The organism is Sutterella sp. AM11-39 (genome assembly GCF_003472385.1).
Lineage (GTDB): Bacteria > Pseudomonadota > Gammaproteobacteria > Burkholderiales > Burkholderiaceae_F > Duodenibacillus > Duodenibacillus intestinigallinarum.
Genome location: NZ_QRLV01000001.1, coordinates 136,276 through 162,244, shown reverse-complemented (window position 1 = coordinate 162,244; position 25,969 = coordinate 136,276). Strand labels below are relative to the sequence as shown.

Below are 25,969 nucleotides of genomic sequence, written 5' to 3'. Positions count from 1 at the left end.
GGCGAGGTTTTTATGTCCGGTAATGTTTACCGCTACCTGGATACGCTGATCACTGCCGGGTCGTTTTCCAAAGCGGCGCGGGTGTTGCAAATCTCTCAGCCATCCATTTCACAATTTGTGCATCGTCTGGAAACGGAAGTCGGCACTGAGCTTGTGGATCGCACCGCAAAGCCTCTGCGACTCACCTATGCCGGCGAGTGCTTCATGCGAACCGAACGCGAAATTGAGCAGTTGCGTTCGATGCGCTCCCGACTGATTGCTGATATTGACGAAGGTGTTCGAGGTCATGTCACCATCGGCTCATCGCACTACCGTTCTACGTTTTTCCTAGCCGAAGTGTTGCCGATTTTCCGCCGAGAATATCCCGGCGTGACGGTGTCGCTTGCTGAAGGTACGACCAAGGAGCTTGAGGACTTTGCTTTCGATGGTGTCACCGATCTCAGTTTGGTGATCGCGCCTTTGTATCGCGACGAGCTCGAATATGCCGAGCTGTTCCGTGAACGCTATCTGTTGGCGATGAGCCCCGAGGCGCGTGTGGCAAAGACTGTGCCGCAGCCTGCCTCCGGCGGCTACGCATCGATGCCGTTCAATCGTCTCAACGGTGAGCCCTTCATCACGATCAAGCAGGGCCAGAAATTCCGCAATCTTTACGAAGACCTGTGCCGTGCAACACGCACAACGCCCCGCGTGATGCTTGAAAGCGAATCCCCCGTTGCAGCGCTTCATTTGGCTAGCGCTGGTCTCGGCGCAACGTTTGTCACACAGACGCTTGCCAAACGCTGCCGTCCGGCTCAGCCTGTGCGCTACTTCACGATTGAGCCCGCTCGTCCTGATCGCATGGTTGTGGCGGCGTACCGCAAAAACGGCTATCTGACCAAGGCCGCGCGCAGCCTCATCGAAGTCATGCGCCGTGTAGCCGAAACCGAGTTTGCCGACGGTTAGCCAACAAAAAAGCCGTCCAGCGAGCTAAAGCGCGACGGCTTGACATTCAAGTATAACGGGCGTTTCTCGAAGCTTCGGAAACGCCCGTTTCTTCATCAATCGATGTATTCGGTCTTTTTGATCACTTCTTCAACGATCGGAGCCTTCCGCTCGTTAAAGACTTTTTTGTTCTGTTCGAACAGATTGCCGCCGTGGGTGTCAATCGAGACGATCAACGGGCCGAATTCCTTCACTCGCATGACCCAAAGCGACTCGGGCATACCCAGTTCCGGCCACTGCACGTCTTCGACTTCTTCGACGCACTGAGCGGCCAGTACCGCGCAGCCGCCCGGAAAGACACAGTGCAGCGCCTTAAAGCGGGTGCAGCCTTCGACCGTGTTGGGACCCATGCCGCCTTTGCCGACGATGAGCTTGACGCCGGTTTGCTCAATGAATTCCTTCTCGAACTTTTCCATGCGCATGGAGGTGGTCGGACCGATGGAAACGACCTTGAAGCCGCTGCCGGAAGTCTGATCGGGCACCATGATGGGGCCGGCGTGGAAAATCGCCTTGCCTGCCAGATCGACGGGGATCTTGCGGCCGTGCTTGACCAGGCGCGTGTGGGCGCAGTCGCGAGCCGTGATGAGATAACCGTTGAGATAGATAATGTCGCCGATGCGGATGTCTTCGAGGTCCTCACTGCGAATCGGCGTCGTCAGAATTTTCTTGCTCACAGCGTGACTCCTTTATGCGAGATCATTTCATAAGACATATCGGCGTTAAATCGAATGGTTGCGCGGCGATGGCCCCAGCAACCTACCGACAGGCCGACGGCAAGGCACGAGGGGTGACGCGCAGCCTGCTCGACGTGAACCCCCATCACGGAGAGCGCACCGTTGAGCCCGCCCGGGCCAATGTTGATGTCGTTGAGACCCTTTTCGATGATCTGTTCGAATTCCGCACCGCGCGGATTGCTGTTGCGTGAGCCGATCGGACGCATCAGCGCTTTCTTGGAGAGGTTGGCAGCCACTTCGACGGAACCTGCAATGCCGATGCCCACGAGAAGCGGCGGGCAGGCGTTGATGCCGCGATCGCAGATGTTGTCAAAGACGAAACGCACGACGCCTTCGTAGCCTTCAACCGGCATCAGGACCTTGGCGGTGCCAGGAAGCGAGCAACCGCCGCCGGCCATGTAGCCGTGGATGGTGCACTGATCCGACCCCGGAATGATTTCCCAGTCAATCCAGGGGATGCGTACGCCCGTGTTATTGCCGGTGTTCTTCTCGTCGAAGATCTGAACTGCGTTGTGGCGAAGCGGGGCTTCCTTGGTGGCGCGAATTGTGGCTTCACGCAAGCATTCCTGCATCTGACCGATGAGCGGGAATTCGGAGCCGCATTCGATCCAATACTGAATCACGCCGGTGTCCTGGCAGAAGGGAACGTTGAACTTGTCGGCGAGTTCGAGGTCCGTAAACATGGAGTCGTACATCACCTTGGCAAGCGGCGTGTCTTGCTTCGTGCGCATTTCCTTGAGCTTGGCAAGCACGTCGTCGGGCAAATGCTTGCCGAAGTACGCCGTGAACTTCGCCATGGTGTCAGTGAAACGGGTACTCAATTCCGTTTTGTCCATTGCGTTTGTCTCCTCGCGCGGGCCAGCGGGATGTGACCGCTGCGCAGCGCGTCTGGTGGGGTGAAATCAAGGGAGGCGGGCCTTCCTACTTTTGGTGGAATTCTTACGCCTTTTGATTGATAAATCAAATGCTTCACAATCTATAAATATAATAATCGAGCATTTATCGAAATATGTAATTCGTTGATTTGAAAGGATAAAATGCTAGAGTTGGGAATGGGACGGAAAGAAGCAGAGGACATGAAATACCACTAATTGGGTAAATAACAGACGAAAAAAAGCGCCTCGTCCGGGAGACGAAGCGCTTGAAAGCAAACGCGTGAAGACGATCAGCAGGCGTGATAGGACGTTACGCGTTCAACTTCTTCTTTGGCGCCGAGGAATACAGCCACACGCTGGTGCAGTTTTTCAGGCTTGATTGAAAGGATACGTTCATAGCCGTTGGTGGCGCGGCCTCCCGCCTGTTCCATCAGCCAGGACATGGGGTTGGCTTCGTACATCAGGCGAAGCTTGCCGGGCTTGGAGGGATCGCGGTTGTCTTTGGGATACATGAAGATGCCGCCGCGGCACAGGATGCGATGCACTTCGGCGACCATGGCAGCGACCCAGCGCATGTTGTAGTCTTTGCCGCGAACGCCGGTCTTGCCGGCGAGTAGCTCATCAATGTAGCGGGCCACTGGGGGCTCCCAGTGACGCTTGTTCGAGCAGTTGATGGCAAATTCTTTGGCTTGCTCGGGCACCTGCACATTGTCGTTGGTGAGGATGTAAGTGTTGGTGCGGGGATCAAGCGTGAACATCACTACGCCGCGGCCGAGCGTGAGCGCCATCTGCGTCTGCGGACCGTACATGATGTAGCCCGCAGCAAGCTGACGGTCGCCGGGCTGCAGGAAGTCGGCGTCTTCGGGCGCGGTGGCGTCCTCATGCGGATTGGGCAGAATCGAGAAGATCGTGCCGATCGAGACGTTGATGTCGATGTTGCTTGAGCCGTCGAGCGGGTCATAGCAAATGAGATAGGGACGGCGATCTTCGCAACCCGCGGCCACACAATGATCCATTTCTTCGGAGGCGCAGGCAGCGACGACGCCCGAGTCAAGGACAGCTTTGGTAACGATGTCGTTGCTGATGACATCAAGCTTCTTTTGCTCTTCACCCTGAACGTTTTCACTGCCGGCCATGCCGAGCACCCCCATGAGGGCTCCGCAGGAGACTTCTGAGCTGATTTCCACGCCGCAGGCAGCGACGGTTTCAATCAGTCGGGCGAGTTTTTCATCAAGACCGTTGGTCTTGACTTCGTTGGCGAGCATCTGGCTCAAAGTAATCTGTTGCATAACGCTTCTCTTTTTTCGAGCAGGGACTGATTAGTATGTATTGAGTGCTTTTTCGACCACTTCGCTTACGCCAGCCGACAGGTTTTCCGAACGGGCAACCTTGGTGAGAGCGGCGTGCATAAGGCGGGCGAGTTCCGGCGTATAACGGCGCCAGTTGTCCAGGGCGCGTGCCAGACGAGCCGCCACGTGGCTGTTGATGGCGTCGAGCTGCAGCACCGTGTCGGCCCAGAATTCGTAGCCGGCACCGTCGGGACGGTGGAATTCGGGTTCATTCGCAACAAAGAACGTGTTCACGAGGGCGTAGACGTTGTTGGGGTTCTTCATCGAGAACACCGGGCACTGCATGAGCGACTTGATGCGGTCAAGCACCGGGCATTCGTTGGGATAGACGCGTGCCGTTGCCTGAACAGAGAACCACTTGTTGATCAGAAGCGGTTCGTGGCCCCAAAGCTTGCCGGCAGCATTGAGTACGTCAATCTTGGCCGGGCTCTGACTGTTGACGATCATGCGTAGTGCGGCCAGACGATCCGTGAGGTTGTCCGAAAGCTCGAACTGATCTCGTGCGTCAAGTAGTGCTTTGGCGTTGCCGCCCGCAAGCAGGTACTCGAGCGTGAGATTGCTCAGAGCGCGCTTTCCGGCTTCCTTAGGATCGAAGCGGTATTCAAGCGTCATGTTGCGCATGTTTTCGGTGCGCAGCGGTTGGCCGAGCTTATGCGAGAGCTTGCGACCGATCGTCTCCATCACGAAGATGCGAGCCTGACGGATTGCCTGCGGATTGATCATGGCGCGGTGGGCGGCGATGGTTTTTTCCGAGGGAAGCGTGAGCACCGTGGCGCGGTATTCAGGCGAAAGATTCGTGTTGGTGAGGATGCCTTCGAATGCCGAAATGAGTGTGCCGTGCACGTCGGGCTCAACGCCGTTTTCAATCATGTCGACGACTTCGTTCAGAACGGTAAGCATCAGACGCTCGAAGGCGTCCGCGCGGTTAAAACCGTCGGAGTCGTGTAGCGCGAGGAACTGCAGTTCCTGCAGCGTGTAGGCGTAGTCGAAAATCACGGGGGCCGAGAAGTCGCGCCCCAGAGAGAGCACCGGATTTTCGGTGATGCCTTCAAACGTCCATTCATCATCGGCCGATTCCAAAACAAGCTTGGCGGTGGTGACGGGTTCGTCGTCGGAGCCGAGGAGCTTCAAGGGAAGGTCCTTGCCGTCCTGACCGATCAGGCCCACGAGAACCGGAATGACAAGGGGATATTTGTCGGGCTGTCCCGGAGTGGGCGGCGTCGATTGCGAAGCACGGATCGTGAAGGTGCAGTCGTCCTGATTCCAGTTCGTTTCCACGGAAACACGCGGCGTGCCCGCCTGCGACCACCAGAGGCTGAAGTTGGAGAGATCAACGCCGTTGGCGTCTGCCATTGCTCGGATGAAATCGTTGCAGGTGACGGCCGATTCGTCAAAGAGCTGAACGTAACGTTCCATGCCCTTCTTGAAGCCTTCTTTGCCGAGCAGCGTCTGCAGCATGCGGATCACTTCGGCGCCTTTTTCGTACACGGTCATCGTGTAGAAATTGTCGATTTCACGGTAGCTTTCCGGACGAATCGGATGCGCCATGGGGCCGGCGTCTTCCGGGAACTGACCGGTACGCAGGGCGCGCACATCGCGGATGCGCGCCACGGCCCGGCTCGATTCGTCGGGTTGCATGTCAGCCGTGAATTCCTGCTCGCGGAACACCGTAAGGCCTTCCTTGAGCGTCAACTGGAACCAGTCGCGCAGCGTGATGCGGTCGCCCGTCCAATTGTGGAAATACTCGTGTCCGACGATCGACTCGATGTTTTGGTAGTCGGTGTCGGTGGCGATGTCGGGCGAAGCCATCACATAGCGGGAATTGAAGATGTTGAGGCCCTTGTTTTCCATGGCACCGAAATTGAAGTCGTCGGTGGCCACGATCATGAAGCGGTCGAGGTCGAGCTCAAGTCCCCAGCGTTCTTCGTCCCAGGTGATCGCCTTCTTGAGGCTTTCGAGCGCGTGCTCGGAGTTGGGATAGTTCTTTTCTTCCGTCCACACTTGCAGCAGCACTTCTCGGCCGCTCTTAGTGCGGATTTTTGCTTCGCGCGCAACGAACTGACCGGCTACCAGAGCAAAGAGATAGCAGGGTTTCTTGAAGGGGTCTTCCCAGCGCACCCAGTGGCGGTTGTCGGCTTCTTCTCCTTCGGCGACCAGGTTTCCGTTGGAAAGCAGCACTGGGTAGAGCGTCTTGTCGGCGTGGATCGTGACGGTAAAGCGGCTCATCACGTCGGGGCGGTCCGGCCAGTAGGTGATGTTTCGGAAGCCCTGGGCTTCGCACTGACTCATGAACGCGCCGCGGCTCATGTAGATACCTGAAAGCGACGTGTTGTTGACGGGGACGATGCGGTTAACGATCGTGATGGTCGACTGCTTGGAAATGCCCTTGATGGTGAGCTGGCCCGGGCTCATTTGATAGCGTTCGTTTGCCTGCTGGCCGTCAATGAGGACTTTTTCGATGAAGAGATCGTGTCCGCCGTCGAGCACGAGGTCTCGGGTGGCAGCGCCGCGCAGCGGCGTCACAACCATGGTAGAGGTGACCGTCGTGGACTCGGGATTCAAGACGAAATCAAGTTCGACCGAGTCGATGCTGTGAGAATAGGGACGATAGTCCTTGCGGTAAACGGTGGTGTGTTCCTGAGACTGCATGGAGACTTTCCGAAGGCTGACAAAAGCCGGCCGTGACAAATACTAAGCGCTCGACTTTTGCGAGCCGAGACAAATCAACACACGATTGTACCGCGCCTGCGCCCAGCGCAAAACAAAGAAAAACGCCTGCACGCGGCAAAGGCGAGCAGGCGTTGTAAGCCACAATGTCGATCGTACGATTATTCGTACTTGTGGCCGGCCGTGCTGTGGCAAGCCACGCAGTCGGTCTTGGGCTGATCGGCAAAGGCCTTGTGCATCGGAGCAACCATCGGCTTGGCCGGGTTGACCTTCATGTTGCCGATGTCATGGCAGCCGCGGCAGGTGACGTAATCCACCGAGACCATCCACTTCTGAACGGATTCGGCCATTTCTTCACGCTTTTCGATCTGCTTTTCGGGCGTGCTGAGTGTGCCGCGGATTTCACCCCACAGAGAGTTGGAACCGGAAACGGCCTTGTGCCAGAGCAGGCCCACAACCTGAGCCTGGCTGATGGAGTGCACGGATTCATACTTCAGGTGGCAGTCCACGCATTCGGCTTTGGCGCCCGAGAAGGTCTGGGCGTGCTGTCCCTTCTTGTAGGAAGCGTAGGCCGCGTCCATCGAGTGGCAGAAAGTGCCGCAGAATTCGGTGGAGCCGGACCAGTGAACCACGGACGTACCGGCGCTTACGAGTGCCACACCGATGACAGCGCCGACCAACACGAGGCCGGCACCATACCATTTGCCGTTCTTATTGAAAGCCATCAGAAAATCCTCCTTATTGGTTTGTTCTTGCTCTTTGCTGCCGGCGGGTTTTTGTGAATAGGGGGGTTATTTCCGCATGTTTGGCAGTCAAAGTCTCTGCGGTGTTCCAGGAATGTCGTCCGCAGAAAGCAAGTAAGGACAGGGACATTCGACCGCGAGGTTAGGCCGCAATCATAAACCGCGCTTAAGCAAACCTGAAGCGAGAAAACAGTCTTTGCTTTGACTTATGTCAAAAGGCGTTTGGGCACGGCCAAGTGGCCTAATTCCTTTCTAGGACTTCCTACCTAACGCAGATCCCGCTTGTGAGGGAGTTAGCCGCAAGCGGCCTGCCCGAACGAATGAATTGGCCTAGGCGATTTGCGCAACGACCACGGCCTGTGCGGTGACGAGAGCTTCAGCGTGATCGCCTAATTTCAAACCGTGACCGGCTCGTGCAAAACCCACGAGCGACGTACCGCCGGCAAGACGCAGCGTGATTTCGCCGCCCTTGTCCTGACGGGCACTGCGAATAACCGTTCCCGAGATAACGCTTGAACCTTTCACGGGCTCAACGCGGTGTGCGATTTCGACGCTGGTGGCTTTGAATAAGGCCAGAGCCCTTTCACCCTGGTTCAGACCAAGCAGCTGGGCGCTTTCCTGCGTGAGCGTAGCCTTGAGCGTGTTGACGTCGTCGATGCGCATGTGAACGCGAACCAGAGCGGGGCCGCGGGCGATGTGCATGACTGTGACTGGAAATTGGTTGCGCATAGAGGTGCGCAGAGTGGCCGAACTCAAGGGGACAAGTTCGGGGGTGACGCGGGAGGCGAATTCCATCAGGACGGCTTCGCGTGCTCGCGTGAGCTTTTCGGAGAGTTCAAGAACGGTCAGACCGGAAGCGGTGAGTTTCGTTCCGCCGCCCTTGCTGCCGCCTACTTCTTTTTCGACTAACGGAACGCCCGCAAGGTTGGTGAGCGTTTCGAGCGCCTGCCAGGCAGCTTTGTAAGAGACGTTGGAGAGGCGAGCCGCTTCGGAAATCGAGCCCGTTTCATGGATGCGACGCAAAATGTTGATGCGCTTGTCGACGAGCTGCTCGAGCTGGCGCGTAAGCGCAATCGGAGCGGCAACGAGCTGCGAAGTCGATTCATCTTGGTGTTCAGTGTCGGCGGATGTCATAAACATTCTTCCCTAGTAGGCATTTTCGCTAGTTTACGGCAAGAGTGCCGTTGGTGTTTCTTACGGTATTCACAAATGTGATAACGTTGCGCTATTCAAATTTTGAATGGCCGCAGATGTCTTCTGACGCCTGCGGTTGAATCTTGGACAGACACTTCATCTCTAGGAGAGAAAACATGAAACTCGTCAAGACCGCCGTTGCCGCCGCACTTCTTGGCACTGTTTTCTGCGTGAGCGCTGCCGAAGTGCATGTGGCTGTGGCCGCCAACTTTACGGCTCCGGCCAAGGAACTGGCACCGATTTTTGAAAAGCAGACCGGACACAAGCTGGTTCTGAGCTTCGGCGCCACTGGTATGTTCTACGGCCAGATCAAGAACGGCGCGACCTATGACGTGTTGCTCGCCGCTGATGCCAAGACGCCCAAGAAAGCAATTGACGAAGGCTACGGCGTCAAGGATACGAGCTTTACGTATGCCGTCGGCAAGCTTGTGTTGTGGAGTGCTGACGCCAACAAGGTCAAGGACGGCAAGGCTCTGCTTGCTTCCGGCGACTTCAATAAGTGCGCCGTGGCCAATCCTAAGCTGGCTCCCTACGGTCTGGCGGCTCATGAAACCCTCAAGTCTTTGAATCTCTTTGACAAGGTGAGCCCGAAGTTCGTGGAAGGAGACAATATCGGCAAGACCTTCAACTTTGTGAAGACCGCCAACGCCGACATCGGCTTTGTGGCTCTGAGCCAGGTATACAAGAACGGCAAGATCACCTCGGGTTCCGGCTGGATCGTTCCGGCTGAACTCTACGGCAAAATCGCTCAGGACGCCGTGCTCCTGAAGCAGGGTAAGAATCAGGACGCAGCCAAGGAATTCCTGAAGTTCCTGCAGGGGCCGGAAGCTGCCAAGGTGAAGCTTGACTACGGCTACGGCGACAAGTAATTTCGCTGACAGCACCTTCAAACCCGGTACGAAAGAGGACAAATGGAAGCCATTTCACTTGAACCCGTCTGGTTGAGCCTGAAGCTGGCGGCGGTTACTACGGCATTTCTGTTGGTACTCGCTACGCCGCTTGCCTGGTGGCTTGCCCGCACCAAGAGTGCTTGGCGCGCGCCGATCAGTGCCATCGTCACGCTACCTCTGGTGCTCCCGCCTTCCGTACTGGGCTTTTACATTCTGGTCGCAATGGGGCCTCACGGCCCCATCGGCCAACTCACGCAGTCGCTCGGATTGGGTCTGATGACCTTTAATTTCTCCGGCCTGGTTGTGGGTTCCATCATTTACTCGCTGCCCTTTGCCGTGCAGCCGCTGCAGGGTGTTTTCGAGTCCATCGGCAACCGACCGATGGAAGTCGCGGCAACCTTGGGCGCCAAGCCCCTGGACGCCTTCTTTTCCGTTGTGATTCCGCTGGCTCGGCCGGGCTTTCTGACCGCCATGGTTTTGACGTTCGCTCACACCATCGGTGAATTCGGCGTGGTGCTGATGATCGGCGGCAATATCCCGGGCAAGACGCAGGTGGTCTCTACCGAGATTTACACTTTTGTGGAAGCCATGGAGTACGACAACGCGCATGTGCTCGCGGGCGGCATGCTCGTCTTCTCCTTCCTTGTGCTGCTCTTCGTGACGCTCTTTAATCGCCGTGCCAAGGCTGGCAATATTTCGGCGACGCCGGTGTAGCGTCTATTCCGTAAGACATTCAACTCTGAAACCGTTTTGAGTTTAGACATGGCCGACAACAGTGACGATCGCATTCGTCTGACGCTTTCACGCAGCACGGGTTTTATGTTGGACGTTGATTTGAGGCTTCCGAGCGGAGGCGTGACGGTGCTTTTCGGCGTGTCGGGCTGCGGCAAGACGACGGTGTTGCGGAGTGCGGCAGGTCTGGAAAAGGCTCAGGGCTACGTGCGTATCGCTGGCCAGGTCTGGCAGGATGACGAAAAGCATCTTTTTGTTCCAACCTACAAACGCCGCATCGGGTACGTATTTCAGGAAGCCAGTCTGTTCGATCATCTCAATGTGCGGGAGAATCTGCGCTTCGGCTTGAAGCGAATTTCCGATAAGGACGGCGAAAAGCGTCTGGACGACGCGGTTGAGCTTCTGGGCATCGGACATCTTCTCGAGCGTCGTACCTCGGAACTCTCAGGCGGCGAGCGACAGCGCTGCGCCATTGCCCGTTCTCTCGCCATCAAGCCCACGGCGCTATTCATGGACGAACCGCTGGCGGCTTTGGATCACGCACGTAGACTGGAGATCATGCCCTGGATTGACCGGCTCAAGAAAGAACTTAATCTGCCGATTCTTTACGTGACCCATTCCGAAGAGGAAGTGATGCGTCTGGCCGACCGTCTTGCCGTGATTGACAACGGCAAGCTTATTGACAACGGTCCGGTTGCGGAAACTTGGTTGCACCTGATGCAGAAAAAGGGCCGCAAGGCGAGTCGTTTGCTTCTGGTGATGGGAACGGTCGAGGAACGCGACTCCGCTTGGAGTCTGATGAAGGTTGTAAGCGGCGCCATGCACTTCTGGGTGCGCGATACGGGAGCTGTGATAGGCAGCCTTGTACGCCTGATGGTCAATGCCGATGACGTATCGCTCTCGGTCACCAAACCTTCTCAGACTAGTATCCAGAATGTGTTTCCCTGCACGGTCGCAGCCATTGACGATGGCAGCGACCCCAGTCGCAAGGTGGTGCAGGTGCAGGCGGCAGGAACGGTCATCATGTCTGAATTGACGGCTCGTGCAGCGCACGAACTGCAGTTGCGTCCTGGCATGGCAGTGTGGGCGCAGGTCAAAACGATTGCAGTGCACTAAGCGCCGACAATTTGTTTGAAACCATTCCTATGATCTCCGCTCGGAGATCCTAAGATCGGCAAGCGGAGAACAGTTCGCAAAAGCGGCGATCAGTATTTGTCGAAGTATTCCTGAATCTTCTTCGGATCCTGAGTCTTTGTCAGGGCCAGCTGAAGAAGCATACGAGCTTTTTGTGGATTGAGAGCCTGCGAGAACAGGATGCCTTCTTCCTGCCAGCGAGCCACGGAAGCCGTCGTCGGACCGTTTTGGACACGAGCGGAGCGAACGACCGTTACTCCTTTTTTCATAGCATCAACAAGCCCAGCTTCTTCGCGTTCGGAAATCGATCCATTGCCGGTTCCGGCCGCGACGATGCCCTTGGCGCCAGCTGCTACTGCTGCGTCAACCAGAACTCGGTCGGCATTGACATGCGAATAGATGATGTCGACGCGCGGAAGCTTGTTGATCTTTTCGATGTCAAAGTCGCTTTTGTAAGTGTGCGGGCGAGTTGATTCCTTGTAGAAATAATTTTTGCCGCCGGCAATGTAGCCGAGAGCGCCCAGTTCGCCACCGCGGAAAGTTGCTACATTGGTGGTGTTGGTTTTGGTGACGTCACGAGCGTTGTTAATCACGTCGTTCATCGTGATGAGGACGCCTTTGCCGACAGACTGAGGATCCGCCGCAACGCGCACGGCGTTAAGAAGATTCATCGGGCCGTCAGCCGAAATGGCTGTTGCCGGACGCATGGCGCCGACAAGCACCACAGGCTTCTTGCTCTTGACGGTAAGGTTCAGGAAGTAGGCGGTCTCTTCCAGAGTGTCCGTACCGTGCGTAATCACGATGCCGGAAACTTTGGGATCCTTAAGGAGTTCGTTGCAACGTTTGGCGAGCTTCAAGAGGCCTTCGTCCGTCATGTTGTTGGAGCTTATCTTGAAGATCTGTTCTCCGGAAACATCGGCAAATTCCTTCATTTGCGGAACGGCCTCAATCAGAACTTGGATGCCTAAGTCGCCAGCCTTGTAGCCGGTCGTCTGCGTTGCGCTTGCGGCAGTACCGGCAATTGTGCCGCCAGTAGCCAAAATCTTGATCTGCGGAAGCGTCTGGGCTGAAACCGCGAGAGAGGCGCTCAAAGCAGCGCCGAGCAACGTTTTGATAAAAAGTCGCATAGAGGCTCCTCCTTTTCAACAAGGGTTAGCAGGACACGCTCCCAACGAAGCATCCTGAAATGCCACTTCCAACGACAAATCATAAGGCAAAAGGGTGAGCGAGCGCGGTTGTGCGGAACCAAAAGTGCGCGCAGGGCAAAAAGAATTCGGGGATTTCCTAGAATCCGGGTCAAAATTTGTTAATGCGTTGATTTTAAGCGGAAAATATTCCCGGTAAGATAAGAAAAAACCTCCAGCAGAATCCTGCTGGAGGTTTCTAAGTGGTGCCCGAGGAGAGACTCGAACTCTCACGCTTATTAGGCGGAGGATTTTGAATCCTCTGCGTCTACCATTCCGCCACCCGGGCAAAATCCAAATTTTTTACAAGAAACCTCCAGCCCGAAGGCTAGAGGTTTGAAATTCTGGGGTGGGAGATGGGACTCGAACCCACGACAACCGGAATCACAATCCGGGACTCTACCAACTGAGCTACACCCACCATTAAATTTTTACTTCCCGTTTCGCTTGGCCTGCCCGGCAGGATTCGAACCAGCGACCCTCGGCTTAGAAGGCCGATGCTCTATCCAACTGAGCTACGGGCAGATGCTGCTGTCAAGCAAGTGGTCGGGGTGAAGAGATTCGAACTCCCGACATCCTGCTCCCAAAGCAGGCGCGCTACCGGGCTGCGCTACACCCCGCGGGAATCACGCATTATAAGAAAACTTTCGACTCTTGCAAATTTTTTCGTGAAAAAAATTGGATTTCAGTCCGAGAGCTTTTGAGACAACGTTTGTCAGTGTCTGAAACGGGCAAAAACCTTGGTGAAAGTGCGGACGTAGTACGTCTTCCCGATACAATTTTCCCGCACTGAGGAAAGATCTTTGTTGCGTGTGCAGTGTTAAATAATCGCAGACAGTTATGACCGATATTCTGGAAAAAATTCTTGCCGTTAAAGCTCGGGAAGTCGAGTTGGCCAAGTCAAAGGTAGGGCTGCAGACATTGAAGAAGCAAGCGATTGCGCAAACGCCTGCCTGCGGTTTTGCCCGGGCGCTTCGAGTCAAAATGGAAGCCGGTTTGCCCGCCGTGATTGCTGAAGTGAAGAAGGCTAGTCCGAGCAAGGGGGTGATTTGCGAAAACTTCCGCCCGGTTGAGACAGGACTTGACTATGAAGCCCACGGCGCGGCGTGTCTGTCGGTGCTGACGGATCGGGAGTTCTTCATGGGGGCGAACGAGACCTTCGAGGCTGTGCGGAAGCGAGTCCAGATTCCAATGCTGCGCAAGGACTTTCTTATTGATCCCTATCAGGTTTATGAATCGAGAGCGATGGGGGCCGATGCTGTGTTGGTGATCATGCGGGCACTCAGCGATCAGAAAGCATCGGAGTTGACGGCTTGCGCTGTAGAACTTGGAATGGATGTGCTCGTTGAGACGCACGACGAAGAGGAAATTGCTCGTGCGCTCAAATTGCCTGGTACACCTATGATCGGCATCAATAACCGTAATCTTCGAACGTTTGAAACGAGCATTCGTCAGACGTTGGAACTCAAGCGGCTGATTCCGCAGGATCGATTGTTTGTGACTGAAAGCGGAATTCTTTCTCGGCAAGACGTTCACTGTTTGCGAGAAGCTGGGGTCGGAGCCTTTTTAGTGGGAGAGGCCTTTATGCGTGAGTCGTCGCCCGGGGCCGCACTGCAGCATTTATTCGGAGATTTTTGATGCATCGATTTGCAACTGACGGCATTGAAGCATCCTGGAAGACCGAGTTTGATGCGTTCTTTGGGGCGGAAGAAGGGAAAAATTTATTGGATTTTCTGCAAGACAGGCTGCAAGCCGGTGCTGTGATTTATCCGCCGGATCCGTACCGCGTGTTTCGACTCACGCAACCTCAGGATGTTCGTGTGGTGATTTTGGGGCAGGACCCGTATCACGGCCCGGGGCAGGCGATGGGAATGGCCTTCTCCGTTCCCGCCGAACTTAAGAAGCTGCCGCCGAGTCTGAAAAACATTTTCAAGGAACTTGCCTTGGAGGGGGAAGGTGAACATTCAGCCGTAGGGGACTTGAGCTCATGGGTGCAGCAGGGGGTGTTGCTGATGAACGCGACGCTCACCGTTGAAGCGGGTGTGCCGCAGTCTCATGCCGGCAAAGGCTGGGAAACGCTGACGGATCGTCTGATTGATCGCGTGCTAGAAGAGGCTCGCCCTGTTGTTTTCATGTTATGGGGGGCATCGGCTCAGAAAAAGAAGGATCGCATCGAAACCGGTGCCAAAACCGATGTTTTGGTGCTTTCGAGCAATCATCCTTCTCCTCTGTCGGCACGTCGCCCGCCGGTGCCCTTTATCGGTTGCGGCCACTTTAAGGCTGCCAACGACTGGTTGGAAGAGCACGGACGCGGGCGTATTGAGTGGGTACCTCGGGCGTTTTCGCTGGTCTGACTCAATTTTGCGTTTTGCAACGTTCAAGCTCAAAAAAGGTGCACTTTTCCGGTGCAAAATCGGCGATAATTAGCGGATTCGTGGAAAAGCGGCCACAGAACGTCTCCAGTTTGTCAGGTGAGACGTTTATGACCCAAATTGGGCGGCAGCGTCTGTGCGTGTTTAAGGATTACAAGGAAATAGCGAATGTCCTTTGATTTTGCTCCGGAAATTGGTGAACCCACTACTTTCAACGCCTGCATCAAGGTGATCGGTGTGGGTGGCGGCGGCGGCAATGCCGTCGAGCACATGATTGACAAAAAGGCTCAGGGCATCACGTTTATTGCGGCCAACACGGACCAGCAGGCGCTCAATCGTTCCCGCGCCGACATCGTGATTCCGCTCGGCAAGACCGGCCTGGGTGCCGGTGCCAAGCCCGAAGTGGGCGCTGCAGCTGCCATGGACGCAACCGACCAGATTCGTGAATCGCTCGAAGGCACGCATCTTCTGTTTATCACGGCCGGCATGGGCGGCGGCACGGGTACCGGCGCGGCTCCCGTAATTGCCAAGATTGCCAAGGAACTCGGCATTTTGACCGTTGCAGTGGTCACGAAGCCCTTTGAATTCGAAGGTTCCCGCCGCATGCGCCAGGCCCAGGCAGGCATCGAAAACCTCAAGGAGCAGGTCGACAGCCTGATCGTGATTCTCAACGACAAGCTCGAAGAGGAAGTGGGTGACAATGCGACGATGGTGGAATGCTTTGCCGCTGCCGACGACGTGCTCTACAAGGCGTGTAACGGTATTGCTGAAATTATCCACACGCCGGGTCTGATCAACGTTGACTTTGAAGACTTGCGTACGGTGATGAGCGAGCGCGGTACTGCCATGATGGGTACGGCAACGGCTGCCGGTCCCGATCGTGCACGCGAAGCTGCTCAGCGCGCCATTGCCTGCCCGCTGCTCGAAGGCGCCAACCTTCAGGGTGCTCGCGGTCTGTTGGTTTACGTAACGGCTTCGGCCGATACGATGACGCAGGCCGAAGTGCGTCAGGTTATGACGGTCATGAAAAATTTCGTGAGCAAGGACGCTATTCAGCTTATCGGTACGGCCTTCGACAACGAAATGGGCGAAGAGTTGCGCGTTACCGTGGTGGCAACCGGCCTCGACCGTCCGGCTTCCGACATGCAGTCGCAGCCGTCGGTGAACGATCGTCCGCCCGAGGTGATTCTCTCCAATTCGACTTCAGTTCCGCAGCCTGCCGGTATGCCGCAGCAGACGGTTGTGACGGCTCCTCCGATGCACGCTGCTGCTCCACAGCCGGCTTATGAACCGGCTCCGCAGCCGATGCGTCCGGCGACAGCCCCGTCCGAACCCGATGTGTGGGGCGGCTCCTCGAGCAGTAGCGATCCTTTCTCGATGGCAAACGTGCCTTCCATTCTGCGCAACAAGTGATTAGTCGTCGGGCATGATCAAGCAGCGAACGATCAAACAGACGGCCTCTGCTGTCGGCATCGGTCTTCACTCCGGCCGTAAAGTCAAACTCGTGATGCGGCCGGCGCCGCCCGATACGGGCATCGTGTTTCGCCGCGTCGACATCACGCCCGCGGTGGATCTTCCCAGCCGAGCCGAATCCGTCAATGACACGCGTCTGGCGACAACGCTTAACGAAGGCAAGGTTATCGTTTCGACGATCGAGCATCTGATGAGTGCTCTCAACGGTCTGGCAATTGACAACCTGATTGTTGAGATTGATGCGCCGGAAATCCCGATCATGGACGGTTCAGGCGCCACTTTCGTGTACCTCATCCGCAATGCAGGCATTTTGGAACAGCCTGTTCCGCGCCGCTTTGTTCGCGTCAAGAAAACAGTGGAAGTTCGCGACGGCGACAAGTGGGCTCGTCTAGAACCGCACAACGGCATGATTCTCGATTTTGCAATCGCTTTCGGTCATCCGGCGATTGATTCGACCGTACAGCATGCCGTGGTGGATTTGGGGCTCGAAACGTACGAGCAGGCGGTGAGTCGCGCACGCACCTTCGGCTTTGTCTCCGAAGTGGAACTGCTTCGCTCCATGGGGCTTGCTAAGGGCGGCACGCTTGAAAACGCCATCGTGATGGACGAATATCGCGTGCTCAATGTAGGTGGTCTTCGTTCCGACGACGAGTTTGTCAAGCACAAGATTCTGGACGCGATGGGCGACCTGTATGTTCTGGGGCATCCGCTGTTGGCGCGCTACGTTGCCTACAAGTCAGGGCACGCGCTCAACAACCGACTGTTGCGCGCACTACTGGCCGAGACCGACGCCTGGGAAATCGCCGAGGTGAAAGCCGCACAGCGCCCCTTTAAGGAGGATGATGCGGCAGTGGCGCTTTAGGTGTGCCGATCGCTGTTGGCTTTTTCAAGCGCATTGGCAAGCGAAGCTAACGCATCTTTCAAAGCCGAGGGTTTCATGCTCTCGGCTTTTTTGCGAATGAGCTCTACGCTTTGGCCGGAGGCCACGCGCGGCGCTCCGAAGGCGAGGTTCTCCCGTAGTTGAAGCGGGGGCGTCGGAGGTTTGATGCGCAGACTGATCGGATCGCGAAAGCCCGCATCTTCAAGTGCCATCTTCAGGCGCGGCAACATCTGTCGCAGTTTGGCGTGCTGCGCGGTGTTTTTGACCAGAATCACGACTTCGCCGTTTTCCCGCCGGATGTTGCGGATGTCCGTGAGGTCAAGTCCGACGTTGACCGATTTGGCGGCCGTTCGAAAGATGCGCGCAATGCGGCGCACGTCAAAGAGCTCTTGCCCGAGCGTTTCCGACATGCTGCGGTCAAGACTGATTTGCGCAAAAGAGCGCGCATTGGCGCGAGTGATGCGAACGTTGTCGGACATATCCAAAGACGGAAAACAGACGAACAAACACGGAAAGTGCCTGTGTAGTCTACAGACGACGCTGAAAAAGCGCTCTGTCGGAAAGAAAATGGCACAAATGTCGAAAATTTCCGAACCGAAAGACGACGGCGCTCTTGCTTATAATTACCGCCATTGTGCGAGCATGACATCGCAGGCGGTGTTGTGCCCATTTTTTGTACTGTCCAAGAGGCTTTTGCCGGCAGTGCACATTTAATCGGTTGATATATGTTTGATTCGTTTCTTACCAAGATTTTCGGCAGTCGCAACGACCGCTTGATTCGTCAATACCGCAAACGCTGCGCTCAGATCAATAAGCTTGAACCGGAAATTCAGGCGCTTACCGACGAGCAGCTTCGCGGCAAGACTGCTGAATTCCGCGAACGCCTGGACAAGGGCGAAACGCTTGACGCGCTGCTGCCCGAAGCATTCGCGGTCGTCCGCGAAGCCAGTCGCCGCGTGCTGGGGATGCGTCATTTCGACGTGCAGCTTATCGGCGGTATGGTTTTGAACGACGGCAAGATCGCCGAAATGCGCACCGGTGAAGGTAAGACGCTGACGGCTACCCTTGCGGTCTACCTGAACGCACTTCCTGCCAAGGGCGTGCACGTGGTGACGGTCAACGACTATCTTGCAAGCCGCGACGCGGCCTGGATGGGACGACTCTACAACTTCCTCGGCATGACTGTGGGCACCATTCTGTCCCAGCAGGACACCGAATCGAAGAAGGCGGCATACGCGGCTGATATCACCTACGGTACCAACAACGAATTCGGCTTCGACTACCTGCGCGACAATATGGAGTATGAAGTCGGCAACCGTCGTCAGCGTCCTTTGGCCTACGCCATTGTTGACGAAGTGGACTCGATTCTCATTGACGAAGCCCGCACGCCGTTGATCATTTCCGGCGCTGCCGACGACAATACGGATCTATACAAGGCCGTGAACGAAATCCCGCCGCTGCTCACCCGTCAGGCCGACGAAAAGGGTGAGGGCGACTACTGGGTCGACGAAAAGGCTCATCAGGTGTATCTCTCCGAAAAGGGCCACGAAAAGGTCGAAAAGATCCTCACGGAACGCGGTCTGATCGCCAATGGCTCAAGCCTGTACTCGCCGCAGAACATTATTCTGATGCATCACCTGAATGCATCGTTGCGCGCTCACACACTCTTTTTCCGTGATCAGCAGTACGTCGTTCAGAACGGCGAAGTGATCATCGTCGACGAGTTTACGGGCCGTCTGATGCCCGGCCGTCGCTGGTCCGACGGTTTGCACCAGGCTGTGGAAGCCAAGGAAGGCGTGGAAATCCGTCAGGAAAACCAGACGATGGCTTCCATCACGTTCCAGAACTACTTCCGTATGTACAAGAAGCTTGCGGGCATGACCGGTACGGCCGATACCGAAGCTTATGAATTCCAGGACATCTACGGTCTGGAAACGGTGGTGATCCCCACCAACCGCCAGATGATCCGAATCGATCAGCAGGACAAGGTATTCCGGACTGAAAACGAGAAGTACGCGGCTATCATCGAAGATATTAAGGATTGTCAGAAGCGCGGCCAGCCCGTGCTCGTTGGCACTACCTCGATTGAAAACTCCGAACGCATCGCTCAGCTCCTCACCAAGGAAGGCATCGCGCACAACGTGCTCAACGCAAAGCAGCACGCACGCGAAGCTCAGGTCGTCCTGGAAGCCGGTCGCCTGGGTATGGTGACGATTGCTACCAATATGGCCGGTCGCGGTACCGACATCGTGTTGGGTGGCGGCATTAACCATCAGGTCGATGCGATTCTTGCCGACGACGCTCTTTCGGCCGAAGAAAAGCAGGCCAAGATTGATGCGCTCAAGGCCGAATGGCAAGTGCAGCACGATCAGGTTGTTGCCGCCGGCGGTTTGCGCATCATCGGTAGCGAGCGTCATGAATCCCGCCGTATCGACAATCAGCTGCGCGGACGTTCCGGCCGTCAGGGTGACCCTGGTAGCTCCGTGTTCTATCTGTCGATGGAAGATCAGCTGCTGCGCATCTTCGGCGGCGATCGTATGCGTGCCATCGCCGATCGCCTCAAGCTCGAAGAAGGCGTGGCCATTGAGAGCAAGATGCTCACGCGCATGATCGAGAGCGCTCAGCGTAAGGTCGAAGGCCGCAACTACGATATTCGCAAGCAGTTGCTTGAGTTCGACGACGTTCAGAACGACCAGCGTCGCGAAATCTATCGTTTGCGTAACGAAATTCTTGAGAGCTCCGACGTGAGCGAAATGATCAAGAATCTGCGTGACGGTTACTTCACGGATCTCTTCCGTGCTCGCGTGCCTGCTGAAACGGTGGAAGAACAGTGGGATCTCGACGGCTTGCTCGCTGAGCTCAAAAACAATTGGGGCATTGACATCGACATGAAGGGCATGCTCGAAGCGAGCAACGACACCACCGATGAAGACTTGCTCAACAAGCTTCTCGAAGCCGCTGCCGAGATCGAAAAGGCCAAGGAAGATCTGGTCGGTCACGATGCCTGGGCCGGTTTCTGCCGTCATGTTCTGTTGCAGGTGCTCGATACCACGTGGCGTCAGCACATCACCGCTCTCGACGCGTTGCGCCAGGGTATTTACTTGCGTGGCTACGCCCAGAAGCAGCCTAAGCAGGAATACAAGCGCGAAGCGTTTGCGATGTTTGAAACACTGCTCGATACGGTACGCGAAGGCGTCTGCCGCGTGCTTATGCATGTTCAGATCCAGCTGCCCGAAGAAGCTCAGCAGGCTGCACAGGCAAGTCAAGAGGCCGGTGAATCGCGCCTTGCGGATGCCAACGCTCAGCACGACGAGGCTCAGGGGCTCGACTTCTCGCATGTCGGCCGTAACGATCCCTGCCCGTGTGGTTCCGGCAAGCGCTTTAAGGATTGCCACGGCAAACTGAAGTAATTCGGCATTTGCCTCTGGTCTCCAATCAAACTCCTGCGACGGTTCTTTGTTTTCCGCTGCAGGAGTTTTTTTCTGAGCGAAACTTGCCGAGGAAGCGTGTTTGCAGACGTTGGAGACGGCGGCATAATTCAAAGATGCGCTCGCAAGCGGGGCACCTCGAACCATCGCTTGCTTCAGCGATAAAAAAACAACGATACAAGGAGTGTTTTCAATGGCGGTCAATCTTTCGGCTCCGGATCCGAAAACGATTTTTCCTGTGGCAGGTGTAGAGCTCGGCACGACGATGGCTTCTATTCGCAAAGCCAATCGGCGCGACATGATGGTGATGCGATTTACCCCGGGTACGCACGCGGCAGGCGTCTTTACGCAGAATCGCTTTGCGGCGGCTCCCGTGCAGGTGTGCCGCGCTCATCAGGCCGTGACCAAAAACGTGCGCGGTCTTGTGGTGAACACGGGCATTGCAAATGCAGGAACTGGAGAAACGGGGCTGGCCGACGCCAAGGCAACGTGTGAGGCTTTGGCTCAACTTCTTGATTGCAAGCCCGAAGAGACACTTGTGTTTTCCACCGGTGTCATCATGGAGCCTTTGCCGATGGATCGGCTTCTGGCAGGACTTCCCAAGGCGGTCGACAATCTTGCTCCGAACAATTGGATCGAGGCAGCGCAAGCCATCATGACCACCGACACCGTGCAAAAGGCGTTTTCCACGAAGGCGCTCATTGACGGTAAGCTCATCACGGTGACGGGCATCAGCAAGGGGTCGGGCATGATTGAGCCGCGCATGGCCACAATGCTGGGTTTTATTGCCACCGATGCGGGCGTGGCGTCGGACGTATTGGCCAAGGTCGCCAAGCGTGTAGCTGACGCGAGTTTTAACCGCATCACGGTTGACGGCGACACCAGCACAAACGACTCTTTCATCACCATTGCCACGGGACAAAGTGAACTTTCTATCGAAAGTGAGGACGATCCGCGTCTGGAAGCACTGGTCGGCGCGCTTACGATCGTGGGGCAACATTTGGCGCAATCCATGATTCGTGACGGTGAAGGAGCAAGCAAGTTCATCACGATTCAGGTGCAGGGTGCTCGCACGGAATCCGAAGCGTTGCAAGTCTGCTATGCCGTGGCTCACTCACCGCTGGTCAAAACAGCGTTCTTTGCTTCCGACCCGAACCTCGGCCGCATTCTGGCGGCCGTCGGCAACGCCCGCGTGGAAGATCTTGATGCCAATAAAGTCAATCTGTGGCTCGATGAGGTGCAGGTGGCCCGCAACGGAGGTCGTGCTGCAGAGTACAAAGAAGAGGATGGCGTGCGCGTGATGGCCAAGCCGGAAATCACGGTGCGCATTGACTTGGGGCGCGGATCGGCGCAAGAAACCGTGTGGACCACGGATCTTTCGCACGACTACGTTTCCATTAACGCCGATTACCGCAGCTAAAGCTATGTCTTCTGAAATTGATCTTGCAAAAGCCTTGGGACAGGGTGGCAACGAGGAGCTAGTGCGTCATCTTTTGATGCGCTTTTCGCAGTTGTTGCCTCCTCTTGCCGAGGACTTCGATTGGACGGCGCCGGCATACCGTTGGGTCAAACGCGCGTATTTGGGCACAGAACTCGGACGTCTGGAGCCGGTGCACGCCTTTGCATCCGTCGATATTGACCGGTTGCTGTATGTTGAGCGCCAGAAAAATTTGCTTTTGGCCAACACAGAGGCTTTCGTAAAGGGGCTTCCTGCCAACAACGTCTTGTTGACGGGAGCTCGCGGTACCGGCAAAAGTTCTCTGATTCGCGGGTGCGCATCGCGCTTTTTTGACCAAGGTCTGCGCTTGATTGAAGTCGGCAAAGAAGATTTGCGCGATCTGTTTGAAATTGTGGAGGCGTTAAGAAGCCGTAGCGAGAGATTCATCCTTTATTGCGACGATTTGTCGTTTGAATTGGGCGAAAGCGGCTATAAAGCGCTTAAAGCGGCACTCGACGGTTCGGTTGCGACCGGCGGCAGTCGGATTCTGGTCTATGCGACCAGCAACCGTCGTCATTTGATGCCGGAACCTGCAAGCGACAATCTCACTTCCAAACTGGACGAAAACGGGGATTTGCATCCGGGTGAGGTGCTGGAAGAAAAACTCTCTTTGGCCGAACGTTTCGGATTGTGGTTGTCCTTCTATCCCTTTACGCAAGCCGAGTACTTGCAGGTACTGGATCGGGCCTTTGAAGTCTATCCTGTGCCCGAAGCGGTTCGAACATCTGAAGAATTGCGCCTTGAAGCGTTGCAGTGGGCAATCGAGCGAGGGGGCCGCAGCGGTCGTGTCGCGATGCAGTTTGCCAAGCTTGTCAGTGCTCGCGAAGCGCTCAAAGGATAGAGAATTATGCGAGAAGTGACCGAAGTTGCCGTCGGCGTTTTGATCGATAAAGAGGGACGCTTTTTGATGGCCAGTCGTCCTCAGGGCAAGCCCTATGCAGGATGGTGGGAGTTCCCAGGAGGAAAACTGGAGGCAGGCGAAGCCGTGACCGAGGCTTTGAGTCGCGAATACGCCGAAGAGCTTGGCGTCAAGGTGAAAAAAGCGACTCCTTGGTTTGTGTTCGAGCGTGAATATCCTCACGCCTACGTGCGTCTACATTTCTGCCGCATTGTTGACTGGGAGGGCCAGCCTCAACCCCGTGAAGGCCAGACATTTCAGTGGTTTGAAACCCTCAAACAGGCTCAAACGGAAAAACTGCTACCTATGTGTTCGCTTGTGATCGAACGTCTGATGTTGTCTGATCGTGTCGCATTGGTGAAGACGCCTTTATCGCCCACGGTGGAGACTGACTTTGAAAAAAGCGGCGCAAAGGCTATTCTGGCGTCTTCATTTACGCCGGAAAAAGAGGCTTTAGCCAAACGGCTAGGAGTGCCGCTTATCGTCTGCCGACAGTGGTTTGAACAGCCGGAGGATGTTACTGCGGTCGACTTGCAGGAGTGGTTGGTCGGAGCTTTGCAGCCGATGGCTGACGCCGAGACGATTTTGAAGGCAGCCTCGCAACGGCTTCCTTTATACGTTGCGGCGTGCGAAACGGAAGAACAAAATGAACGATTGATGCAGCTAGGCGCGCAAGGCGTCTACGTTGCGATCTGAGAAAGGATAGAAGTCGAAATGATGGTGAAGTGCCCGACATGTAAGAAACTGCACGAGTACGACATGAATAGCCCCTGGCGTCCGTTTTGCTCGGAACGCTGCAAGCTTATTGATCTGGGGCAATGGGCGAGTGGCAGCTACGTGATCCATGGCCAGCCGGGATCTGCTGATCCGGATTTGATTGTAGAACAGCTCGAGAGGATGCAGCGCGAAAAGGAAGAGGAAGAGAGAGAAGGCAAGTGCAAGTAACCAGCTCAAAGGCCTTCGGTAAAAATGCAACACCGCCCGAGTCGGTTTGTAACCGAGGGCGGTGTTTTCGTATGCGGTTCGGTTGTGTCAGGCGGTCGGTTCGCCTTCGGCCATCTTCAGATAGAACTGGTGCAGCCCCTTGACCTTTTCTTCAAGGTCTTCAAGCGTGCCGCTGTTGTCGATCAGGTCATCGGCAGCCGCTACACGCTTGTCGCGGGAAATCTGCGTTTCAATGATGGCACGGGCCTGTTCCTCGCCGAGATGACGGTCGTAGACCAGACGGTTGATTTGTTCGTCTTCGCTCACGTCAATCACCAGGACGCGCTTGACGGCATCAGCCCAGCGGCCGCTTTCCAGAAGCAGAGGAACGGAAAGAATCACGTAGGGCGCCTTGATGCCCTTGAGTTGCTCGAACATCTCGCGCTTGATCATGGGATGCAGGATCGATTCGAGCTTTTCCTTTGCACGCGGATCCGAGAACACGATTTCGCGCATCAGGTCGCGTTTCATGCCCTGTGTGCCGATCATGTCGGCGCCGAAGGCCACTGCAATTTCGGGGAGGGCTTTTCCGCCGGGGCCCGTGAGTTCGCGGCTGATTTCATCAGCGTCAATCACCGGTACCCCTAGAGCGCGGAAAACATCCGTCGCCGCCGTCTTGCCGCAGGCAATACCGCCAGTCATTCCAATGATCATTGTCATACCGGGTCCCCTTGTAGTCTCGTCTCTCGGCACGCCGCATTGAGATTGAACTATTAAAAACGATCTCTCCGTGCGGTGTGTTCCTGACTCTATTCTAGGCGGTAGCGTTCTGAAATGGCGATTGTTTGGCGAAAACCAAAAGAAAAAAGGAGACTTCTTGCGAAATCTCCTTTTCAAAATCTGGTCGGGGTGAGAGGATTCGAACCTCCGACTCCTACGTCCCGAACGTAGTACTCTACCAGGCTGAGCTACACCCCGAATTTTCTGACCGTTGGCGCTTTATTTGTTGCGCTGAACTGTCAAGGCGAGGAACTGTACCAGAGATTCTTTGAATTGTCCAGAGGGAAGTGCAGATAATTTTTGTTTTCCTAACTCGACTTCCTGCTGAGCGCGTTCCAAACACTTCGGCAAAGCGCCGCTTTCAATCACGATTCGGCTGATTTCTTCAAAGTCTCCGTCGCCGTGGCGAACGGCTTCTCGGATACGCTCGCGCTTTTCGGGAGTGTTCATCCGCATGGCGTAGAGCAGCGGAAGCGTCACTTTGCCTTCGCGCAGATCTGCGCCCAAGTTCTTGCCGATGGTGGCAGCTTCACCTTTGTAGTCGAGGATATCATCGGCGATCTGGAAGGCGTTGCCCAGGTGTAAGGCGTAGGCTGCGCAGGCTTCTTCCATTTCGGGAGAGGCTTCAGCGATGGCTGCGGCCATGTGTGCGGCGGCTTTGAAAAGGCAAGCCGTCTTACGTTCGATCACGCCGAAGTAATCATCTTCCGTAATGTCGGGGTTGTGCGCATTGTTCATCTGCAGCACTTCGCCTTCGCTCAATCGGTTGGCGGCGTCGGCCAAGGCTTGCATAACCTTGAGGTTGCCCGCGCGCACCATCATCTGGAAGGAGCGGGTATAGAAGAAGTCACCGACCAGTACGGCCGTGCCGTTACCCCAGCGCGCGTTGGCTGTTTCGCGGCCGCGGCGCATTTTTCCCTCGTCAACAACGTCATCGTGCATGAGGGTCGCCGTGTGAAGGATTTCGATCACGGCACCGAGATAGGCGGCTTTTGCGGGGTCGGCCCCCATTGCGCGGGCCATCAGAATGAGCAGGGCGGGGCGCATGCGCTTGCCGCCGGCTGCTGTGATGTAGTGTCCCACTTCGTCGACGCGGGAAACGGCGCTTGAGACTTCGCGCATGATGATGCGCTCGACCTCGAGCATATCTTCGGCGATGGGAGCCAGAGCGCGGCGAGCGGCCGCTTTGATGTCTTCGGATTGGGACATGAGAGTCTTGATTTAAAAAAAGAG

Annotated in this window: 22 protein-coding genes, 5 tRNA genes and 1 pseudogene; 13 read left to right on the top strand and 15 right to left on the bottom strand. The window is 55.9% G+C overall.

The window, feature by feature from the left end; all coding sequences use genetic code 11:
* Positions 1 to 12: 12 nt before the first annotated feature.
* The gene (locus DW133_RS00785) at positions 13 to 942 is read left to right on the top strand and encodes a LysR family transcriptional regulator (protein ID WP_118274258.1); all 930 of its coding nucleotides are present in this window, start codon (positions 13 to 15) and stop codon (positions 940 to 942) included.
* Positions 943 to 1,037: 95 nt separating this feature from the next.
* Here the strand turns inward: DW133_RS00785 and ttdB are convergent, their stop codons facing one another.
* The 6 genes from ttdB to DW133_RS00755 form a co-directional block, all read right to left on the bottom strand.
* A complete protein-coding gene (gene ttdB / locus DW133_RS00780; protein ID WP_118274256.1) occupies positions 1,038 to 1,655 on the bottom strand; it encodes a L(+)-tartrate dehydratase subunit beta in 618 nt (205 codons plus the stop codon).
* A complete protein-coding gene (gene ttdA / locus DW133_RS00775; protein WP_118274254.1) occupies positions 1,652 to 2,551 on the bottom strand; it encodes a L(+)-tartrate dehydratase subunit alpha in 900 nt (299 codons plus the stop codon). Before ttdA ends, ttdB begins: the two co-directional genes overlap by 4 nt.
* Positions 2,552 to 2,880: 329 nt before the next feature.
* Positions 2,881 to 3,879 carry a class 1 fructose-bisphosphatase gene (locus DW133_RS00770; RefSeq protein ID WP_118274252.1) on the bottom strand — a complete coding sequence of 333 codons (999 nt, stop codon included), beginning with the start codon at positions 3,877 to 3,879 and terminating at the stop codon, positions 2,881 to 2,883.
* A 30-nt stretch (positions 3,880 to 3,909) separates the two neighbouring features.
* Positions 3,910 to 6,588, bottom strand: a complete 2,679-nt coding sequence (gene pepN / locus DW133_RS00765) for an aminopeptidase N (protein WP_118274250.1) — start codon at positions 6,586 to 6,588, stop codon at positions 3,910 to 3,912.
* A gap of 179 nt (positions 6,589 to 6,767) precedes the next feature.
* Positions 6,768 to 7,331, bottom strand: a complete 564-nt coding sequence (locus tag DW133_RS00760) for a NapC/NirT family cytochrome c (RefSeq protein WP_118274248.1) — start codon at positions 7,329 to 7,331, stop codon at positions 6,768 to 6,770.
* A 348-nt stretch (positions 7,332 to 7,679) separates the two neighbouring features.
* The gene (locus tag DW133_RS00755; RefSeq protein ID WP_118274655.1) at positions 7,680 to 8,483 is read right to left on the bottom strand and encodes a TOBE domain-containing protein; all 804 of its coding nucleotides are present in this window, start codon (positions 8,481 to 8,483) and stop codon (positions 7,680 to 7,682) included.
* Positions 8,484 to 8,659: 176 nt separating this feature from the next.
* On the opposite strand from DW133_RS00755, the gene modA reads away from it, so the two are divergent.
* From modA to modC, 3 genes are read left to right on the top strand one after another with little or no spacing between them, the layout of a single operon-like run.
* Entirely contained in the window at positions 8,660 to 9,412 is a 753-nt protein-coding gene (gene modA / locus DW133_RS00750; RefSeq protein ID WP_118274245.1) for a molybdate ABC transporter substrate-binding protein, read from the top strand.
* Between the two features lie 42 nt (positions 9,413 to 9,454).
* Positions 9,455 to 10,147, top strand: coding sequence for a molybdate ABC transporter permease subunit (modB, locus tag DW133_RS00745; protein ID WP_118274243.1), 693 nt, complete (start codon positions 9,455 to 9,457; stop codon positions 10,145 to 10,147).
* A gap of 48 nt (positions 10,148 to 10,195) precedes the next feature.
* Positions 10,196 to 11,281, top strand: coding sequence for a molybdenum ABC transporter ATP-binding protein (modC, locus tag DW133_RS00740; protein ID WP_118274241.1), 1,086 nt, complete (start codon positions 10,196 to 10,198; stop codon positions 11,279 to 11,281).
* 89 nt (positions 11,282 to 11,370) lie between these two features.
* Here the strand turns inward: modC and DW133_RS00735 are convergent, their stop codons facing one another.
* The 5 genes from DW133_RS00735 to DW133_RS00715 form a co-directional block, all read right to left on the bottom strand.
* Positions 11,371 to 12,426: a type II asparaginase gene (locus tag DW133_RS00735; protein ID WP_118274239.1), complete on the bottom strand. Its 1,056-nt coding sequence runs from the start codon at positions 12,424 to 12,426 to the stop codon at positions 11,371 to 11,373.
* A 261-nt stretch (positions 12,427 to 12,687) separates the two neighbouring features.
* Positions 12,688 to 12,772 (bottom strand) — tRNA-Leu (locus tag DW133_RS00730).
* Between the two features lie 56 nt (positions 12,773 to 12,828).
* Positions 12,829 to 12,904 (bottom strand) — tRNA-His (locus tag DW133_RS00725).
* 27 nt (positions 12,905 to 12,931) lie between these two features.
* Positions 12,932 to 13,008: transfer RNA gene (locus DW133_RS00720), tRNA-Arg, on the bottom strand.
* 18 nt (positions 13,009 to 13,026) lie between these two features.
* Positions 13,027 to 13,103, bottom strand: a tRNA-Pro gene (locus tag DW133_RS00715).
* 220 nt (positions 13,104 to 13,323) lie between these two features.
* Between DW133_RS00715 and trpC the strand changes: the two genes are divergently transcribed.
* The 4 genes from trpC to lpxC all read left to right on the top strand — a co-directional run bounded on the left by trpC (position 13,324) and on the right by lpxC (position 17,190).
* Entirely contained in the window at positions 13,324 to 14,121 is a 798-nt protein-coding gene (gene trpC, locus DW133_RS00710) for an indole-3-glycerol phosphate synthase TrpC (RefSeq protein WP_118274237.1), read from the top strand.
* The gene (locus DW133_RS00705) at positions 14,121 to 14,837 is read left to right on the top strand and encodes a uracil-DNA glycosylase (protein ID WP_118274235.1); all 717 of its coding nucleotides are present in this window, start codon (positions 14,121 to 14,123) and stop codon (positions 14,835 to 14,837) included. The genes trpC and DW133_RS00705 overlap by 1 nt, the downstream gene beginning before the upstream one ends.
* A gap of 186 nt (positions 14,838 to 15,023) precedes the next feature.
* Entirely contained in the window at positions 15,024 to 16,268 is a 1,245-nt protein-coding gene (ftsZ, locus tag DW133_RS00700) for a cell division protein FtsZ (protein ID WP_118274233.1), read from the top strand.
* Between the two features lie 13 nt (positions 16,269 to 16,281).
* Positions 16,282 to 17,190, top strand: a complete 909-nt coding sequence (lpxC, locus tag DW133_RS00695) for a UDP-3-O-acyl-N-acetylglucosamine deacetylase (protein ID WP_118274231.1) — start codon at positions 16,282 to 16,284, stop codon at positions 17,188 to 17,190.
* Here the strand turns inward: lpxC and DW133_RS00690 are convergent.
* The gene (locus tag DW133_RS00690; RefSeq protein WP_118274229.1) at positions 17,187 to 17,687 is read right to left on the bottom strand and encodes a hypothetical protein; all 501 of its coding nucleotides are present in this window, start codon (positions 17,685 to 17,687) and stop codon (positions 17,187 to 17,189) included. The genes lpxC and DW133_RS00690 overlap by 4 nt on opposite strands.
* Positions 17,688 to 17,933: 246 nt before the next feature.
* On the opposite strand from DW133_RS00690, the gene secA reads away from it, so the two are divergent.
* The 5 genes and pseudogenes from secA (at position 17,934) to DW133_RS00665 (ending at position 23,977) form a co-directional block, all read left to right on the top strand.
* Complete coding sequence (gene secA, locus DW133_RS00685) at positions 17,934 to 20,618, top strand: preprotein translocase subunit SecA (RefSeq protein WP_118274227.1); 2,685 nt, start codon at positions 17,934 to 17,936, stop codon at positions 20,616 to 20,618.
* 211 nt (positions 20,619 to 20,829) lie between these two features.
* On the top strand, positions 20,830 to 22,056 hold the full coding sequence (gene argJ / locus DW133_RS00680; RefSeq protein ID WP_118274225.1) for a bifunctional glutamate N-acetyltransferase/amino-acid acetyltransferase ArgJ: 1,227 nt from the start codon (positions 20,830 to 20,832) through the stop codon (positions 22,054 to 22,056).
* Positions 22,057 to 22,132: 76 nt separating this feature from the next.
* Complete coding sequence (locus DW133_RS00675; RefSeq protein WP_118274653.1) at positions 22,133 to 22,975, top strand: ATP-binding protein; 843 nt, start codon at positions 22,133 to 22,135, stop codon at positions 22,973 to 22,975.
* 6 nt (positions 22,976 to 22,981) lie between these two features.
* Positions 22,982 to 23,365: pseudogene (locus DW133_RS10150) on the top strand (NUDIX domain-containing protein); the annotation flags it as partial.
* A 381-nt stretch (positions 23,366 to 23,746) separates the two neighbouring features.
* Positions 23,747 to 23,977 (top strand): DNA gyrase inhibitor YacG, encoded by a 231-nt coding sequence (locus DW133_RS00665; RefSeq protein ID WP_118274221.1) that lies wholly within the window; start codon positions 23,747 to 23,749, stop codon positions 23,975 to 23,977.
* A gap of 87 nt (positions 23,978 to 24,064) precedes the next feature.
* On the opposite strand, the gene coaE is transcribed toward DW133_RS00665, so the two are convergent.
* The 3 genes from coaE to DW133_RS00650 form a co-directional block, all read right to left on the bottom strand.
* On the bottom strand, positions 24,065 to 24,676 hold the full coding sequence (gene coaE, locus DW133_RS00660; RefSeq protein WP_118274219.1) for a dephospho-CoA kinase: 612 nt from the start codon (positions 24,674 to 24,676) through the stop codon (positions 24,065 to 24,067).
* Between the two features lie 181 nt (positions 24,677 to 24,857).
* A tRNA-Pro gene (locus tag DW133_RS00655) sits at positions 24,858 to 24,934 on the bottom strand.
* A gap of 21 nt (positions 24,935 to 24,955) precedes the next feature.
* Entirely contained in the window at positions 24,956 to 25,945 is a 990-nt protein-coding gene (locus tag DW133_RS00650; RefSeq protein ID WP_118274217.1) for a polyprenyl synthetase family protein, read from the bottom strand.
* Positions 25,946 to 25,969 lie beyond the last annotated feature (24 nt).

Coding starts and splice junctions, on each gene's coding strand:
- lpxC (WP_118274231.1), top strand. CDS start 16,282: ATGATCAAGCAGCGAACGATCAAACAGACGGCCTCTGCTGTCGGCATC.
- DW133_RS00735 (WP_118274239.1), bottom strand. CDS start 12,426: ATGCGACTTTTTATCAAAACGTTGCTCGGCGCTGCTTTGAGCGCCTCT.
- DW133_RS00675 (WP_118274653.1), top strand. CDS start 22,133: ATGCGCTTTTCGCAGTTGTTGCCTCCTCTTGCCGAGGACTTCGATTGG.
- DW133_RS00665 (WP_118274221.1), top strand. CDS start 23,747: ATGATGGTGAAGTGCCCGACATGTAAGAAACTGCACGAGTACGACATG.
- modA (WP_118274245.1), top strand. CDS start 8,660: ATGAAACTCGTCAAGACCGCCGTTGCCGCCGCACTTCTTGGCACTGTT.
- DW133_RS00755 (WP_118274655.1), bottom strand. CDS start 8,483: ATGACATCCGCCGACACTGAACACCAAGATGAATCGACTTCGCAGCTC.
- DW133_RS00650 (WP_118274217.1), bottom strand. CDS start 25,945: ATGTCCCAATCCGAAGACATCAAAGCGGCCGCTCGCCGCGCTCTGGCT.
- modC (WP_118274241.1), top strand. CDS start 10,196: ATGGCCGACAACAGTGACGATCGCATTCGTCTGACGCTTTCACGCAGC.
- DW133_RS00760 (WP_118274248.1), bottom strand. CDS start 7,331: ATGGCTTTCAATAAGAACGGCAAATGGTATGGTGCCGGCCTCGTGTTG.
- pepN (WP_118274250.1), bottom strand. CDS start 6,588: ATGCAGTCTCAGGAACACACCACCGTTTACCGCAAGGACTATCGTCCC.
- ttdA (WP_118274254.1), bottom strand. CDS start 2,551: ATGGACAAAACGGAATTGAGTACCCGTTTCACTGACACCATGGCGAAG.
- DW133_RS00770 (WP_118274252.1), bottom strand. CDS start 3,879: ATGCAACAGATTACTTTGAGCCAGATGCTCGCCAACGAAGTCAAGACC.
- DW133_RS00785 (WP_118274258.1), top strand. CDS start 13: ATGTCCGGTAATGTTTACCGCTACCTGGATACGCTGATCACTGCCGGG.
- secA (WP_118274227.1), top strand. CDS start 17,934: ATGTTTGATTCGTTTCTTACCAAGATTTTCGGCAGTCGCAACGACCGC.
- DW133_RS00705 (WP_118274235.1), top strand. CDS start 14,121: ATGCATCGATTTGCAACTGACGGCATTGAAGCATCCTGGAAGACCGAG.
- trpC (WP_118274237.1), top strand. CDS start 13,324: ATGACCGATATTCTGGAAAAAATTCTTGCCGTTAAAGCTCGGGAAGTC.
- ftsZ (WP_118274233.1), top strand. CDS start 15,024: ATGTCCTTTGATTTTGCTCCGGAAATTGGTGAACCCACTACTTTCAAC.
- DW133_RS00690 (WP_118274229.1), bottom strand. CDS start 17,687: ATGTCCGACAACGTTCGCATCACTCGCGCCAATGCGCGCTCTTTTGCG.
- argJ (WP_118274225.1), top strand. CDS start 20,830: ATGGCGGTCAATCTTTCGGCTCCGGATCCGAAAACGATTTTTCCTGTG.
- modB (WP_118274243.1), top strand. CDS start 9,455: ATGGAAGCCATTTCACTTGAACCCGTCTGGTTGAGCCTGAAGCTGGCG.
- coaE (WP_118274219.1), bottom strand. CDS start 24,676: ATGACAATGATCATTGGAATGACTGGCGGTATTGCCTGCGGCAAGACG.